Below are 15,209 nucleotides of genomic sequence, written 5' to 3' on the forward strand. Positions count from 1 at the left end.
ACAGCTTTTTTTATGCTTAATATTGATCTTGTAAGAGTGTTTTAAGCTCTGAAATACTTGGCTGGCGTGGATTTCCAGGTGTGCATTGATCATCATAAACAAGGTTTGCAAGCTTATCGAGTTCACGCTCCAAGTGGTTTTTATCAACACCATTTCCTGATAGAGTGACATCGATATCGATGCTGTCCGTCAATTTTTTAATTTCCTTAATAAGTTTGTCTACGAGTTCCGCATCATCTTTACCTGTAAGACCAATATAACGCGCAATTTCAGCGTAATCTTCTTGGGCACGGTAAATCTCATAACGTGGGTATGGTGTACGTTTAACGTTTCCTGTTACAGCGTTAAATTTAATGACGTGAGGCATAGCGATAGCGATAGCTAAACCATGTGGTAATTCAAACTCACCACCCACTTTGTGGGCTAGGGAGTGATTAATACCGAGAAATGCATTGGCAAAGGCCATACCAGCTAAGGTTGCTGCATTGTGCATATTGGCGCGTGCGACTTGTCCTTCTTTAGAAGGCTTTGATGGGTCGTAGTGATATGAGGTTGTCAAATTATCAAAGATTAACTTAATGGCACGAAGTGATAATGGTTTAGTATAATCCGAAGCCATGACTGAAACATAGGATTCAAGCGCGTGACTGAGGGCATCAATACCTGACCAAGCCACAGTACGTTTTGGCACGGTCATAACAAATTCAGGGTCAACAATAGCTACTTGAGGTGTAAGTTGATAATCAGCTAAAGGATATTTAACATGGGTTTCATCATCGGTGATAACAGCAAAGGGCGTTACTTCAGAACCTGTACCAGAAGTGGTCGGAATACATACCAATTGCGTTTGATCTTGATGCGGGAATTTGACGATACGTTTACGAATATCGATGAATTTTTGCGCCAACTGCTCAAAGAGAGCTTTTAGTGCAACGTCATCATTGATGTCAACCTCTCCACGAACAGAGTATTCATAAATCAAGCGGCCAATTTTTGCTGCATCAAGTGGAGAACCACCGCCGAGTGCGATAACTGTGTCAGGTTTAAAATCAGCCATTTGTCGAGCAATTTCAATCGCTTGTGAAAGTGTTGGGTCAGGTTTTACAGAACCATATATTGAAGTTTGAACTTGTGTTTCACGAACGGCCAATTGCTCAAGCATGTGGTCGACAAAGCCAAATTGCAACATGCCGTGGTCTGTGACGACAAAAGCACGCTCGATATTAGGCATTTCTTGTAGGTAAGAAATAGAGTTGTTTTCGTAGTAAATTTCTTTTGGCAGACGAACCCATTGTGGGCGATTACGACGACGTGCCACTGTTTTGATATTCAATAGATCATATGTACTCAAATTGTGTGAGATTGAATTTTTCCCCCATGAACCAGTTCCTAAAGTCAGCGATGGACGCATTGCATCAGTATAGATATCACCAACGCCTCCAATAGAATCTGGTTGATTAACTAAGATACGTGCAGCACCAATAGCATCAGCATATTCTTTCACAAAAGGATCGTCTTGTGCACCTATCTGGATAGCCGCATTATGCCCAGCGCCTTGATAAGCCAAAAGTTTCTGAACGATGGCGGTACCATTTTCGCGTGAGGTAGATTTGTAAATTGACAAAAGCGGGCTAAGCTTTTCAGAAGAGAGAGCTTCACCAATGTTTTTTTCTTCCAATTCAAAGAGAAGAACATCTTTTCCTTCAGGTACTTTTACGCCTGCTTGTTCAGCAATCCATGGGCCAGGACGACCGGCAACCGGACCAGTTACTCCGAAGCCTTCACCGGCACGCTCAACGAAAACAAATTTTTCGATGGCTGAATAATCTTCCTTTGGAACATTGTAAGCACCGTGAGCTTGAAGTTTTTCGAGGAATTCATCGTAAATTTCTGCAGCAACTACAGCAGAGTTTTCGGTAGCGCAAATCATGCCGTTATCAAAACGTTTAGAAAGTAGCAGGTCTTCAACTGCACGATCCACATTTGCAGTAGCATCAACGAAGACGGCACCATTACCTGCGCCCACTCCTAGTGAAGGGTTGCCTGACTTGAGTGCTGCATTAACCATTCCGGGTCCACCTGTAGCTAGAATAGAAGCAATACCGTGGTTTTGGATAAGTGCAGTAGTGTTGTAAAGACTTGGATCTTCAACCCATTGGATAAAGTTCTCGGGTGCCCCAGCTTTTAGGGCAGCTTCGTAGACAATACGTGCGGCATGAGAGGAACAATTTTGGGCTTGAGGATGAAAGGCGAATACGATAGCATTTCGTGTTTTTGCTGTTAAAAGTGATTTGAAAATTGTTGTAGAAGTAGGGTTGGTTGTTGGTACAATTCCTGCAAGCACACCCAAAGGGGCTGCAATTTCTACTGAGCCAGCAACTTTGTTCTCGCTGATTACTCCTACTGTTTTATCATTTTTAATTGAATTATAAACAGATTCTGAAGCAAAGCGGTTTTTAGTATCCTTATCCTCAACGATTCCTCGCCCTGTTTCATTATGAGCTTCGTGCGCAAGTTCAAGGGAATGTTCGCTTGCTGCTAAGGCCATTGCTGCGACAATTTTATCTACTTGCACTTGTGTGTAGCCTTCAAATTTTAAAGCGGCTTGATGTGCTTTTTTGACAAGACCGTCTGTATATTGCTCTGCTTTTTCCGCAAGTACAGCTTTATCAGCGGTTGTTAGTTCTTTTTTGGTATTCTTGCTTGACATATTTAAATTTCTCCTTTGTGAAATTTATCACGTTATTATTTTAACAAACTTTGAAAGTGCTGTCAAATAATATTGTGTAAAACCACACAAACTTTTTTTGATAAAATACTATCTGCATTTTAATGATAAAAAAACCGCCTTAAGGGCGGTTTTCATTAGAGTGTTGGTAAAATACATGTGCCCTCTGGGCTATAAAAATCTTTTTGCTTAAGTGTGAGCATTCCTGTTTTCCTATTACGGCGGAAAAGACTAATATTATCGCTATCTTGATGTGCTACGATAATAAAATCTTCTGTACTGTTGAAATTGAAATCGCGGGGCGTTTCCCCTTCAGTTTTTACAATATCTTCTAAAGTTATCTTTGTCCCTAAGGGGCTAACACTGTAGATGGCGATAGAATTATGTCCACGATTTGAAGCATAAAGAAATGCACCATCGGAAGAAAGACGGAGAGCAGATGCGCTCTTTGTGCCTTCAAAATCTACTGGAAGAGTACTGATTGTTTCCAGTGCAGCAAAGCGTCCTTTTTCTTCATTATAGCTGAGAACAGTTACAGTAGAAGAAAACTCACCAATAGCATAAGCAATCTTACCATTGGGATGGAAAGTAAGATGACGTACTCCAGTACCTGCAGGCATACGATAGAGGCTTACAAGAGAGAGCTTGCCTTCTTCACCAACAACATCGTAAACTGTAATCTCATCTGTACCCAAATCACAAGTAACTAAGCGTCCGTCAGGTGTAAGATCTGTGTAATGCACGTGAGGGCGTTCTTGGCCAGGGTGTACTTTTGATCCCTCGCCTTCATGTTTTACAGTGTCTGTTAAGGTAAGCGACCCATCTTTTTGAATTTTGTAGACACGGATTTCCCCTAAGTGATAATTGGCACCGTAAACAAAACCACGTTTATTATCAACAGCTACATAGCACAGAGGTGCGCCAACACTAGTAACATAGTTGAGAAGCTCTGTTTTACCTCTTTTATAGCTGAGAGCAGCAATACCGCCACCATTTTCATCTGCAGCACAAGTGTAAAGGTGCTGTTTTGTTTTGTCCAAAGCAAAATAAGTAGCATTTTGAACATGAGCAACTTCAGTTAGATTAGAAAGTTCTTCCTTTGCAATATCTAGGTCAAAACTATAAATCCCCTTTGATTCACGCTTAGTGTAACCGCCAACTAGAATTTTTTCACGCATATCTTGGCTCCTTTAACATTTAATATTCGTATAATTATTTTATCATAAATGAGCGTTTTCAGGAAACTAAATCTCTTGGAATTTGCGAAGACAGGACAGCCAACAAAATGACACAACAAGCTCTTGCAATAAGGGAGTGTTTAGTGTATAATAGTACTGTTGTCTATGGGCAATAATTTCACATTTTGACTTGACAGTGTCGTAGTGCACTTGTGTAGCGGCATTGGCTGACAGTTAAAAGAGGAAAAACTATTTTAAAAGGAGACATTAATATGTCAGTTATTTCAATGAAACAACTTCTTGAAGCTGGTGTTCACTTCGGTCACCAAACTCGTCGTTGGAACCCAAAAATGAAACCATACATCTTCACAGAACGTAATGGTATCCACGTTATCGACCTTCAAAAAACAGTTAAACTTGTTGACGATGCTTACAACTATGTACGTAACGCTTCATCTGAAGGTGCTGTAGTACTTTTTGTTGGTACTAAAAAACAAGCTTCAGAAGCTGTTAAAGAAGAAGCACTTCGTGCTGGTCAATACTATGTAAACCACCGTTGGCTTGGTGGTATGCTCACTAACTGGAATACTATCCAAAAACGTGTAGCACGCCTTAAATCAATCAACAAAATGGAAGAAGACGGAACTTTCGAAGTATTGCCTAAGAAAGAAGTTGTTCTTTTGAACAAAGAACGCGAACGTCTTGAAAAATTCATCGGTGGTATCGCTGACATGCCTCGCATCCCAGATGTGATGTACGTTGTTGACCCACACAATGAACAAATCGCTATCCAAGAAGCTCAAAAATTGGGAATCCCAGTTGTAGCAATGGTTGATACAAATGCTGACCCAGATCCAATCGACGTTATTATCCCAGCAAACGATGATGCTATCCGTGCAGTTAAATTGATCACTGCTAAAATGGCTGACGCTATCATCGAAGGTCGTCAAGGCGAAGATTCAGTAGAAGCTGAACTTGCGGTTAAAGATACTGCTGCTTCAGAAGAATCACTTGAAGAACTTGCTGAAATCGTTGAAGGCAAATAATTTGTAATGAATAATACAGGCGAGGCCCTACGCCTCCCTGTTTTTTTATAAAATATAATAATAGGAGAATTATACAATGGCAGTAACAGCAGCTCAAGTAAAAGAATTGCGTGAAAAAACTGGTGCAGGTATCATGGATGCTAAACGTGCACTTGTTGAAACTGATGGAAATATGGAAGCAGCCGCTGAGCTCCTTCGTGAAAAAGGTATTGCGAAAGCTGAGAAAAAAGCTGACCGTATCGCCGCTGAAGGTTTGACAGGTATCGCTGTAAATGGTAATACTGCAGCACTTATCGAATTGAACTCAGAAACAGACTTCGTTGCTAAAAATGAACAATTCGTTGCTATCGTTAAAGAAACAGCTGAACTTATTGCAGAGAAAAAACCTGCAACTAATGAAGAAGCTTTGGCTTTGACAACTGCAGAAGGTATCAGCCTTGAAGATTCTTACACACAAGCTACAGCGACAATTGGTGAAAAAATTTCATTCCGTCGTTTCCAACTTATCGAAAAAACAGATGCGCAAACCTTTGGTGTTTACCAACACAACCAAGGTCGTATCGGTGTAGTTACAGTTGTTGAAGGTGGAGATGCTGAGCTGGCTAAAGCAGTTGCAATGCATATCGCTGCGATGAACCCAACTGTTCTCTCTTACAAAGAGTTGGATGCTGAGTTTGTTCATGATGAGTTAGCTAAATTAAACCACACAATCGATGAAGATAACGAAAGCCGCAAATTGGTAAACAAACCAATGCTTCCACATCTTGCCTACGGATCACGTAGCCAATTGACTGAAGAAGTTCTTGCAAATGCTGAAGCAGAAATGAAAGAAGAACTTTTGGCTGAAGGTAAACCAGAAGCGATCTTGGGTAAAATCATCCCTGGTAAAGTTGCAAAATTCATCATTGATAACACTAAAGTCGACCAAGCCTACACACTTCTTGGACAACTTTATGTTATGGATGACAGCAAAACAGTAGAAGCTTTCCTTGAGTCTAAAGGGGCTAAAGTTGTAGCATTCACACGTTACGAAGTGGGTGAAGGTATCGAGAAAGCAGAAAATAACTTCGCGGCTGAAGTTGCTGAAGCAGCAGGTCTTGCTTAATTATAAAAAAAACAGTTCATTAGAGCTGTTTTTTTTATGACTATTTGTGTGAAGCGCTTCTTTTTCATGGTTTTAAACTTATAGTGTGTGTAATCTAAAAAATGTAGAAAAGTGATGTAAAATCAAATATAATGTGCTATAATAAAGAGTGAAACTTTGTATTTAAAAATAAGTTTAAATAAAAAGATAAAATTACCTAAAGTTTTGGAGAGAAGATGTCAAGTACAATAATTATTCTTTTGGGCGTTCTCATAGTGATTGTCGTTGGATTCTATGTATTTTCAATGGTAATGCGTAAGAAAACAGAAAATCGTATTCTTGAGTTGGAAGAGCGCAAAGAGCTGCTTTTTGATTTACCTGTGCAAGAAGAATTAGATGCCGTCAAGAAGATGCATCTCGTTGGACAGTCACAGACCATTTTCCGTGAGTGGAACCAAAAATGGATTGATTTGTCATCAGATTCATTTGCTGATTTAGAAAACCATATTTTTGAAGCTGAGCAATTGAATGACTCCTTCCATTTTTTCCGTGCACGTGAGTCTGCTGATGATAGCGAAGCACAAATCGAAGTTATGGAATCTGAAGTCGAAGCGATTCGTGCAGGTGTTGCAGAGTTGGTCGAACAAGAAAAACGTAATTCGACAAAAATTCAAGAATCTCTTGACCTTTATGAAACACTCCGCGATGAAATCACTGACAATCAAGAAAAATATGGTACAGTTATTGACGAAATTAACCGTCACTTAGCAAACATAGAAACAGAATTTTCACAGTTTGTTACGCTTAACTCAACAGGGGATCCGATTGAAGCAGCCGAAGTGTTAGAAACTGCGGAAGAACATACAATTGCTTTGCGTGCAATTACAGAGCAAATCCCAGACTTGCTTGTTGTTGTCGATAAAGAGTTGCCAAAACAAATTGAAGAGTTAGAAGAAACAGTTCATAAGTTCGAAGAGGAAGATTACGTACTTCCTGCAAGTGTTAACCTTGAGAATGAAATGAAAGCTATCCAAGATGATTTGGAGGAAGCTAAAGCCCTTCTTGACAGTTTTGAACTTGAAGCAACGGAAGCCCGTATTTCTTCAATTAATGACCGTATTAACGGTATTTATGACATTTTTGAGCGTGAATATAAAGCACGTCGTAGCGTAGAAAAACGCGTCAATATTCTCCGAAGCTATATCGAACACACACGTGCAAACAACAAAAACCTCTTGTTAGAAATCGACCACACGATGCAGTCATATTTGCTGTCTGACAATGAAAAAGCAGCTGTACGTAGCTACTCTGAACATCTTGATATCCTCGAAGGGGAAGTTGACAGTGTGCTTGAAGCAGTTAAAGAAAAACAAAAACCTTACTCTGCTTTAGGTGGAAATGTAAATTCAATCATTGAAGCTTTGGAAGATATCGAAAAGAATCAAATTAGTATTAGTGAAGGACTTGCTAACTTACGTGAGCAAGAAAAAGTTGCACAAGAAGCTGCTGATCGCTTTGACTCAGAATTGCGCATCATCAAGCGTTATGTGGAAAAACGTAACCTTCCAGGTTTACCGAAAGATTATTTAGATCTCTTCTTTGCGACAAGTGAGCGCTTAGAAGCCCTCTTTAAAGAATTAGGTAAAGTACGTATTAATATTGATGTAGTGAACCATCAACTTGACACATCTACTCAAGATATGGAAGCCTTGAAAGATGCAACAGATGATTTAGTAGATCATGCCGTTCTTGCAGAACAGTTGATGCAATATGCTAATCGTTATAAAGCAAGTGATGAACGTATTGCTGGAGCCATTGCTCGAAGCTTACAACTCTTTGATCGTGCGCGCAACTATGATGGAGCTTTTAACGAAATTTCAAACGCTCTAGAAATGGTTGAACCAGGAGCAGCAGAACGTATTGCAAATGTATACAATAATCACAAAGAAAAACCAGATTATCGTTAATAAAAAGACGTAAGTAAACTTACGTCTTTTTATTTTATATCATTTTAAAATGTCCTTTTCCAACAAGCTCAAGTCTCGAATAAAAGGACAAATGGTTATTGTATGAAATATGTTATAATAGGCCTATGAATGAAACTGAAAATATTATGGAAGAATTGCATTGCATTGGCTGCGGTGCATTGATTCAAACAAAAGATAAAAATGCCTTGGGTTTCCTGCCTGCGGGAGCGCTAGCGAAAAGAGGAGAAGATGACGCGCTGTACTGTCAACGTTGCTTCCGCCTTCGTCACTATAATGAAATCGCTGATGTCAGTTTGACAGACGATGATTTTTTGCGCCTTTTGAGCGAAATCGGTGAGCATGATGCGTTAATCGTGAATGTTGTTGACATCTTTGATTTTAATGGCTCCTTAATCCCAAGCTTGCATCGTTTTACGGGCAATAATGACCTTCTCTTAGTAGCCAATAAGAAAGACATTCTGCCGCACTCATTAAAAGTTGGTAAAATGAGCGCTTGGCTCAAGGAGCAAGCAAAGAAAGCTGGTCTCCGTCCTCTTGATGTTCTTGTAACTTCAGCTAAAAATCAAGATGATGTTCGAGAACTCATGGAAAAAATTGAGAAAATGCGTAAAGGTCGTGATGTTTACGTAGTTGGTGTAACGAATGTGGGTAAATCTACATTAATTAATGCCATTATCAAACTTGTCACAGGGGATGACAATGTTATTACCACTAGCCGTTTTCCAGGGACGACTTTAGATAAGATTGAGATTCCTCTTGATGATGATAGCTTGCTTATTGATACACCGGGGATTATTCATCGTGGACAAATGGCGCACTATCTTGAAGCAAAAGACCTGAAACTCGTTTCACCTAAAAAAGAAATCAAGCCTAAAACTTATCAACTTAATGCAGGGCAAACTCTATTTTTAGGGGGGCTTGCACGTTTTGACTATATACAAGGTGAAAAACAAGGGCTTACTGTTTTTTGTGATAATGAGTTAGATATTCATCGTACAAAATTAGAAGGAGCTACTGAATTTTATGAAAAACATGTGGGTGGTTTACTTCAACCGCCACGTGCGAAAAATCTTTCGGACTTTCCAAAACTCATCCGTAAAGAATTTTCTGTCAAAGAAAAATCAGATATTGTCTTCTCTGGTCTAGGATGGATTCGGGTTGCGGAACGTGGCGTTGTGGCAGCATGGGTACCAGAAGGTGTAGACGTAGTTCTGCGTAAGGCATTGGTATAAGTATGATAAATCTAGAAGAAAAACAAGAACGTGTCTTACTCGCTGGCGTAGAGACCTTTGAAAATAGCGAAAATTTTGAAAGCTCGATGCTTGAACTTGCTGAACTCACAAAAACAGCAGGGGGGATTGTGATTGATGCCTTTACACAAAAGCGGGACAAATACGATACTAAATTTCTGATTGGAACCGGCAAGCTTGAACAAATGAGGTGGGCAATTGAAGTCGGAGAAATAGACACGGTTATTTTCAATGACCGTCTGACACCTCGCCAAAACATTAATCTGGAAGAAGCTTTAGGAATCAAAGTTATTGATCGGATGCAATTGATATTGGATATTTTTGCATTGCGGGCGCGGTCTCATGAAGGGATGCTTCAAGTCGAACAAGCTCAGCTTAGCTATTTGTTACCACGCTTGGTCGGCCAAGGTATCATGCTCAGTCGTCAAGGAGGAGGTATCGGCTCCAAAGGTCCTGGTGAAAGTAAACTTGAAACAGACCGTCGTTATATTCGGACACGTATTGAAAATATAGATAAACAGCTCCAAAAAGTTGAAAAAACCCGTGAAACGATTCGGAAAAAGCGTAAAGAAAGCTCTATCTTTAAAATCGGATTGATTGGCTATACGAATGCCGGGAAGTCAAGCATAATGAATGCTTTGACTGAAAAAACGCAATATGAAAAAGATGAACTTTTTGCTACACTAGATGCAACAACCAAGTTGGTAAAAATAAAAGAGGATTTTACAGTCAGTCTTACAGATACAGTTGGTTTTATTCAAGATTTGCCGACGGAGCTGATTAAGGCATTCAAGTCGACTTTAGAAGAGTCGACTCATGTGGATTTACTCATCCATGTCATTGACGTGAGTAATCTCCATCATGAAGTCCATGAAAAAACAGTCCAAAAATTGATGGAAGAAATGGATATTCAAGGTATTCCTGTGTTAAATGTCTATAATAAGATGGATATTGCTAAGGATTTTGTACCTACTTTGACACCAGCAGTACAGCTTTCGATTAAGTCAGACGAAGGTGTCCAGTGGTTGCGTACGGCAATTTTAGAAAAATTGCATGAGCTCTTTGTTGCTTTTGAGTTAGATTTGCCTTATGCAATGGCTTATAAACTACCTGAACTGAAAAAAATAGCCATGGTCAACGAAGTTGTTGAAGGTGAAACAGCTTATAAAGTTAAAGGGATCATTGCTCCCAGCATGACCTGGAAGCTGGATAATTATTAGAAAAGAGAATTAAAATGGAATTAACTGGAAAACAAAAGCGTTACCTGCGAAGCCTCGCAGTAAATATTCGCCCCATAGTTCAAATCGGAAAATCTGGACTGTCGAACGAAATCCTTACAAGTATTCGCCACGCTGCAGATGCGCGTGAATTAATTAAAGTTAACATCTTACAAAACTCTGATGAAACTGCCAAAGATGTTGCAGCGATGATTGATGAAATGGGGCTCAACGTTGTCCAAATTATCGGACGTAATGTAGTAGTCTTTAAGGTTAGTGATCGTAAAGAAAATCGTAAAATTTCAGAAGATGTAAAAAAGGTATAAGTTATGTCGCTTGAACTTCTAACACCTTTTACTAAGGTGGATCTACAAGAGGAAAATGCTCGTGTTCGCCGTGCCATCGGTCTTTTTTGGGGAAGTTTCAATCCTGTACACATCGCACATTTAACAATCGCTGATCAAGTGCGTCAGCAGCTGAATTTAGAACAAGTTGTGTTTCTTCCAGAACATAATACCGATGGGCATGTTACCCGCATGTTAGAGCTAGCACTGGAAGGGAAAGAAGGTCTTGTATTGAACAAATGCCGCTGCCAAGCAGATGAAGGCATATATGAAACAGTAAAGGCCCTCAAGGAAGAACATCCCGATACAGATTTTTACTTTATCATTGGGGGAGATTTAATCAATAGTTTACCAAGTTGGAAAAATATTGAGCAACTTTTAGAATTAGTACAGCTGGTTGGCGTACGTCGACCACGCTTCCGCGCGGGGACAAGTTATCCTATTTTGTGGGTGGATGTACCGGGAATGGATATCTCTGGTAATATGATACGTGAACAATTTAGCCGAGGGCTTGTTCCAAATTTCTTGTTAGCACCCAAAGTACTTGCTTATATTAAGAAAGAGGGACTTTATGTTTGATTTTTATCCAGAAGTAAACTTGTCAAGAGAAGAACTACTTGCGAATATAAAAGCTCAAATGTCTGAAAAACGTTTCCAACATATCCTAGGAGTAGAGAAAGCAGCAGTTGCACTTGCTGAAAAATATGATGTAAATGTGCATAAAGCAAGTCTTGCTGCTCTGTTGCATGATTACGCAAAAGAAACAGCAGATGACATCTTTTTAGAACTGATTGAAAAGTATAACTTGAATCCTGATTTGAAAAATTGGGGCAATAACATATGGCATGGTACAGTGGGCATCTATAAAATGCAAGAAGATTTAGGTTTGAAAGATCCCGAAATTCTACATGCAATCGAGGTGCACACTGTAGGGGATGCAGCGATGTCTGACTTAGCAAAAGTACTTTATGTGGCGGACTATATTGAAGAGGGACGTGATTTCCCGGGTGTTATTGAAGCGCGAGCTATCGCGGATTACTCTCTGAATATGGCAGTTGCCTTTGAGACAATGCGACTTATTGATTATCTGGCTGAACTGCGTGTAAAAATTTACCCCCAAAGTATCGAAACATATAACGCATTTATCAAATATCTTAAAAAATAATAATAAAAATAGAAAATAGGAATAAAATGAATTCAAAACAATTACTCGAAACAGTTGTAAAAGCAGCCGATGATAAAAAAGCTTTAGATATTGTAGCACTTGATGTCGCTGCTGTATCAGGCGTTGCAGATTATTTCGTTGTCCTTGAAGCAATGAATACACGTCAGATTGATGCGATTGTTGATAATGTCGCTGAAGAAGCAGATAAGCTTGGTGTTCAAGCAGCAGGTCATATTGAAGGAGATGCGCGTACAGGATGGGTTTTAGTTGACTTAGGTGACGTGATTGTCAATGTTTTTGACCATGATTCACGCTTGCGTTTTAACTTAGAGAAACTTTGGTCAGATGCACCACTTGTTGATATTAATGAATGGATTTCTGAATAAATGACGGCTTCTTATGAGGAATTTGCCCGGGTCTATGATTCCGTAATGGATGAGGAGCTCTATGACTTGTGGTTTGAGTTTAGTCAAAGACATTTTCCAGCAAAAACGCAAAATATCATGGAATTGGCATGTGGTACAGGGATTCTCTCGATAAGATTTAGTCAAGCAGGCTATGAAGTAACCGGTGTTGATTTGTCAGAGGAAATGCTGACCATTGCAGATAAACGTGCACGTCAGATGGGGGCAAAAATTACTTTTGCTGCCGGAGATATGCGTGAATTATCAGGAGAAACCACATTTGATGTTGTGACTTGCTATTCGGATTCGCTTTGTTACATGTCGAATGCTTCTGAAGTTCAACGCGTTTTTGATGGTGTTTATAATTCTTTAAATGCGGAAGGTGTGTTTATCTTTGATGTCCATTCGACATATCAAGTGGATTCGGTTTTTCCGGGTTACTCTTATCACGAAAACGATGAAGATTTTGCTTTTCTCTGGGATTCTTTTGTAGGGGATTACCCTCATTCAGTCGTCCATGAATTGACTTTCTTTGTTAAAGATTCCGATGGAAAATTTGTGCGTAAAGATGAAGTACATCAAGAGAGAACGTATCCAATAAAGGAATATTTGACAAGACTTCAAAAATTTTCTAAAGTAGAAGTATATGCTGATTTTGAAGATGAAAAACCTGAAGAAGAAAGCTTACGTTGGTTCTTTGTATGCAAAAAATAATAGGAATTGTTGCTGAGTTCAACCCTTTTCACAATGGACATAAATATTTATTAGATCAGGCAGGCGATGGTATAAAAATCGTTGCCATGTCTGGTAATTTTATGCAAAGGGGTGAACCGGCTCTTTTTGATAAATGGTCAAGAGCTGAAATGGCTCTAAAAAATGGTGCAGATATCGTGGTTGAGCTTCCTGTCATGGGAGCTGTCCAAGCTGCTGATTTTTTCGCACAGGCAGCAGTGGATATTCTTGATAAAATGGGGATTGGTGAACTTGTTTTTGGTTCGGAGTCTACCCTTGATTATCAAAAAATCGTGAATCTTTATGAAGAGAAGTCAATCGAAATGGAGAACTTTATTAAAGATTTACCTGATACATTGAGTTATCCCGAAAAAACTCAGATGATGTGGCAGAAATTCTCAGGCTTACATTTTGATGGAAATACACCCAACCATGTCCTGGCTCTTGCTTATGCCAAAGCCAGTGCGGGCAAAGATATAAGACTACAAGCCATTCAGCGTAGTAACGATTTTCATTCTCGTAGTTTATCTGGTGAAATTGCTTCAGCAACAGCTATTAGAGCAAATATCGACCAACAAGATATTTTGAATTTTGTGCCGGAAAATTTAAAACAACTCTATCAGCACCCCAGAGTTTCTTGGGATAATTATTTCACTTTGCTTAAGTATAAGATAATCTCCCATGATTTGAGCCTTATTTTTCAAATGAATACAGAGTTGGAAAGTCGGATAAAAACAGCCATCAAGCAAGTGAATACTGTCGATGAATTGATAGAGGCAGTGCATACAAAACGATATACTAGAGCACGTGTAAGACGGCTTTTGACCTATGTTTTATTGGATATTCCACGTGATTTTCAGTTGCCTCAAAACATTCATGTTTTAGGTTTTACAAAGCAAGGACAACAACATCTGGCTAAAGTGAAGGATAAGCTTGTGACTCGCATTGGAAAAGAATCATGGGACTTACTTACGCAAAAATCAGATGATATTTATCAATTAGGAAATCGTAATTTTAAAGAACAGAACCATGGGCGCAAACCATTGATTTTGTGATATAATATTTAAGAATAAATTGAAAATAGGAGGTGTCCCATGGGACGCAAATGGGCCAATATTGCCGCAAAAAAATCAGCTAAAGACGGAGCAACATCAAAAGTTTATGCAAAATTTGGTGTTGAAATATATGTAGCCGCAAAGCAAGGGGAGCCAGATCCAGAGTCAAATACCGCGCTCAAGTTTGTTATTGAACGTGCGAAACAAGCACAAGTTCCAAAGCATGTTATTGATAAAGCGATTGACAAAGCTAAAGGTGGAGCAGAAGAAGCTTTCGTTTCTGGACGATATGAAGGATTCGGACCGAATGGATCAATGATTATCTGTGAAACGTTAACTTCAAATGTAAACCGTACAATTTCTAATATCCGCACAATTTTCCATAAAAATGGTGGGAATATTGGTGCGGAAGGTTCTGTAGGCTACATGTTCGATAATACAGGTGTGATCGTCTTTGCTGGTGATGATGCTGACGAGATTTTTGAATATTTGATTGAACAAGAAATTGACGTCCGTGATGTTTCTGCGGAAGAAGGACAAATTATTGTTTATACAGAACCTACAGATTTACACAAAGCAATTGCTGCTCTCAAAGAAAAAGGTATTACTGAATTTACAACAACTGAACTTGAGATGATTGCACAGAGCGAAGTTGAACTTTCTGGTGAAGATTTAGAAACCTTCGAAGGTTTGGTAGATGCTTTAGAAGACGACGACGATGTTCAAAAAGTTTATCATAATGTGGATATGTAAATAAAAAGATGGCCAAGTGGCCATTTTTTATTTACATAACGATGTTCTTATCTTAATTAACTGGAAATCACAAAAAAAAATAAATGGCGTAAAGCCCAGTAAATGGGGGATAAACCGAACAAAAGTAAAATTTTTAAAAAAAATCACAGTTTATTCTTGACAGAACAAATTGAGTTTGATAGAATATAATAGTTGTCGCGAGAGAGCGTATCTCTTACGAGAGCGATAGACCTTTGAAAACTGAATAAAGTAGAATGACTATATG

14 protein-coding genes are annotated in these 15,209 nt (G+C 39.1%); 12 read left to right on the forward strand and 2 right to left on the reverse strand.

Annotation, left to right across the window (positions count from 1 at the left end):
- Positions 1-16: 16 nt before the first annotated feature.
- Both adhE and BZZ03_RS10410 read right to left on the reverse strand, forming a co-directional pair.
- Positions 17-2,710: a bifunctional acetaldehyde-CoA/alcohol dehydrogenase gene (gene adhE, locus BZZ03_RS10405; RefSeq protein ID WP_086583241.1), complete on the reverse strand. Its 2,694-nt coding sequence runs from the start codon at positions 2,708-2,710 to the stop codon at positions 17-19.
- Between the two features lie 155 nt (positions 2,711-2,865).
- Positions 2,866-3,906, reverse strand: a complete 1,041-nt coding sequence (locus BZZ03_RS10410) for a lactonase family protein (RefSeq protein ID WP_019291938.1) — start codon at positions 3,904-3,906, stop codon at positions 2,866-2,868.
- A 272-nt stretch (positions 3,907-4,178) separates the two neighbouring features.
- On the opposite strand from BZZ03_RS10410, the gene rpsB reads away from it, so the two are divergent.
- From rpsB to BZZ03_RS10470, 12 genes are all read left to right on the forward strand, one after another.
- Positions 4,179-4,952 (forward strand): 30S ribosomal protein S2, encoded by a 774-nt coding sequence (rpsB, locus tag BZZ03_RS10415; RefSeq protein WP_003133158.1) that lies wholly within the window; start codon positions 4,179-4,181, stop codon positions 4,950-4,952.
- 76 nt (positions 4,953-5,028) lie between these two features.
- Positions 5,029-6,057: a translation elongation factor Ts gene (gene tsf / locus BZZ03_RS10420; RefSeq protein WP_003133160.1), complete on the forward strand. Its 1,029-nt coding sequence runs from the start codon at positions 5,029-5,031 to the stop codon at positions 6,055-6,057.
- A 215-nt stretch (positions 6,058-6,272) separates the two neighbouring features.
- Positions 6,273-8,003, forward strand: a complete 1,731-nt coding sequence (gene ezrA, locus BZZ03_RS10425; protein ID WP_017369501.1) for a septation ring formation regulator EzrA — start codon at positions 6,273-6,275, stop codon at positions 8,001-8,003.
- 146 nt (positions 8,004-8,149) lie between these two features.
- The gene (gene yqeH, locus BZZ03_RS10430) at positions 8,150-9,256 is read left to right on the forward strand and encodes a ribosome biogenesis GTPase YqeH (protein WP_029343497.1); all 1,107 of its coding nucleotides are present in this window, start codon (positions 8,150-8,152) and stop codon (positions 9,254-9,256) included.
- 2 nt (positions 9,257-9,258) lie between these two features.
- A complete protein-coding gene (hflX, locus tag BZZ03_RS10435) occupies positions 9,259-10,494 on the forward strand; it encodes a GTPase HflX (protein WP_086583242.1) in 1,236 nt (411 codons plus the stop codon).
- Between the two features lie 14 nt (positions 10,495-10,508).
- Positions 10,509-10,817 carry a ribosome assembly RNA-binding protein YhbY gene (yhbY, locus tag BZZ03_RS10440; protein WP_017369498.1) on the forward strand — a complete coding sequence of 103 codons (309 nt, stop codon included), beginning with the start codon at positions 10,509-10,511 and terminating at the stop codon, positions 10,815-10,817.
- Between the two features lie 3 nt (positions 10,818-10,820).
- The gene (locus tag BZZ03_RS10445) at positions 10,821-11,414 is read left to right on the forward strand and encodes a nicotinate-nicotinamide nucleotide adenylyltransferase (RefSeq protein WP_003133170.1); all 594 of its coding nucleotides are present in this window, start codon (positions 10,821-10,823) and stop codon (positions 11,412-11,414) included.
- Entirely contained in the window at positions 11,407-12,000 is a 594-nt protein-coding gene (gene yqeK / locus BZZ03_RS10450) for a bis(5'-nucleosyl)-tetraphosphatase (symmetrical) YqeK (protein ID WP_086583243.1), read from the forward strand. Before BZZ03_RS10445 ends, yqeK begins: the two co-directional genes overlap by 8 nt.
- Positions 12,001-12,026: 26 nt before the next feature.
- On the forward strand, positions 12,027-12,386 hold the full coding sequence (rsfS, locus tag BZZ03_RS10455) for a ribosome silencing factor (protein ID WP_003133173.1): 360 nt from the start codon (positions 12,027-12,029) through the stop codon (positions 12,384-12,386).
- Complete coding sequence (locus tag BZZ03_RS10460) at positions 12,387-13,118, forward strand: class I SAM-dependent DNA methyltransferase (RefSeq protein ID WP_019291521.1); 732 nt, start codon at positions 12,387-12,389, stop codon at positions 13,116-13,118.
- Complete coding sequence (locus BZZ03_RS10465) at positions 13,106-14,191, forward strand: nucleotidyltransferase (protein WP_086583244.1); 1,086 nt, start codon at positions 13,106-13,108, stop codon at positions 14,189-14,191. The genes BZZ03_RS10460 and BZZ03_RS10465 overlap by 13 nt, the downstream gene beginning before the upstream one ends.
- Positions 14,192-14,230: 39 nt before the next feature.
- A complete protein-coding gene (locus BZZ03_RS10470) occupies positions 14,231-14,944 on the forward strand; it encodes a YebC/PmpR family DNA-binding transcriptional regulator (protein ID WP_017369493.1) in 714 nt (237 codons plus the stop codon).
- Positions 14,945-15,209: the final 265 nt, after the last annotated feature.

Source organism: Lactococcus petauri (genome assembly GCF_002154895.1).
Classification (GTDB): Bacteria; Bacillota; Bacilli; order Lactobacillales; family Streptococcaceae; genus Lactococcus; species Lactococcus petauri.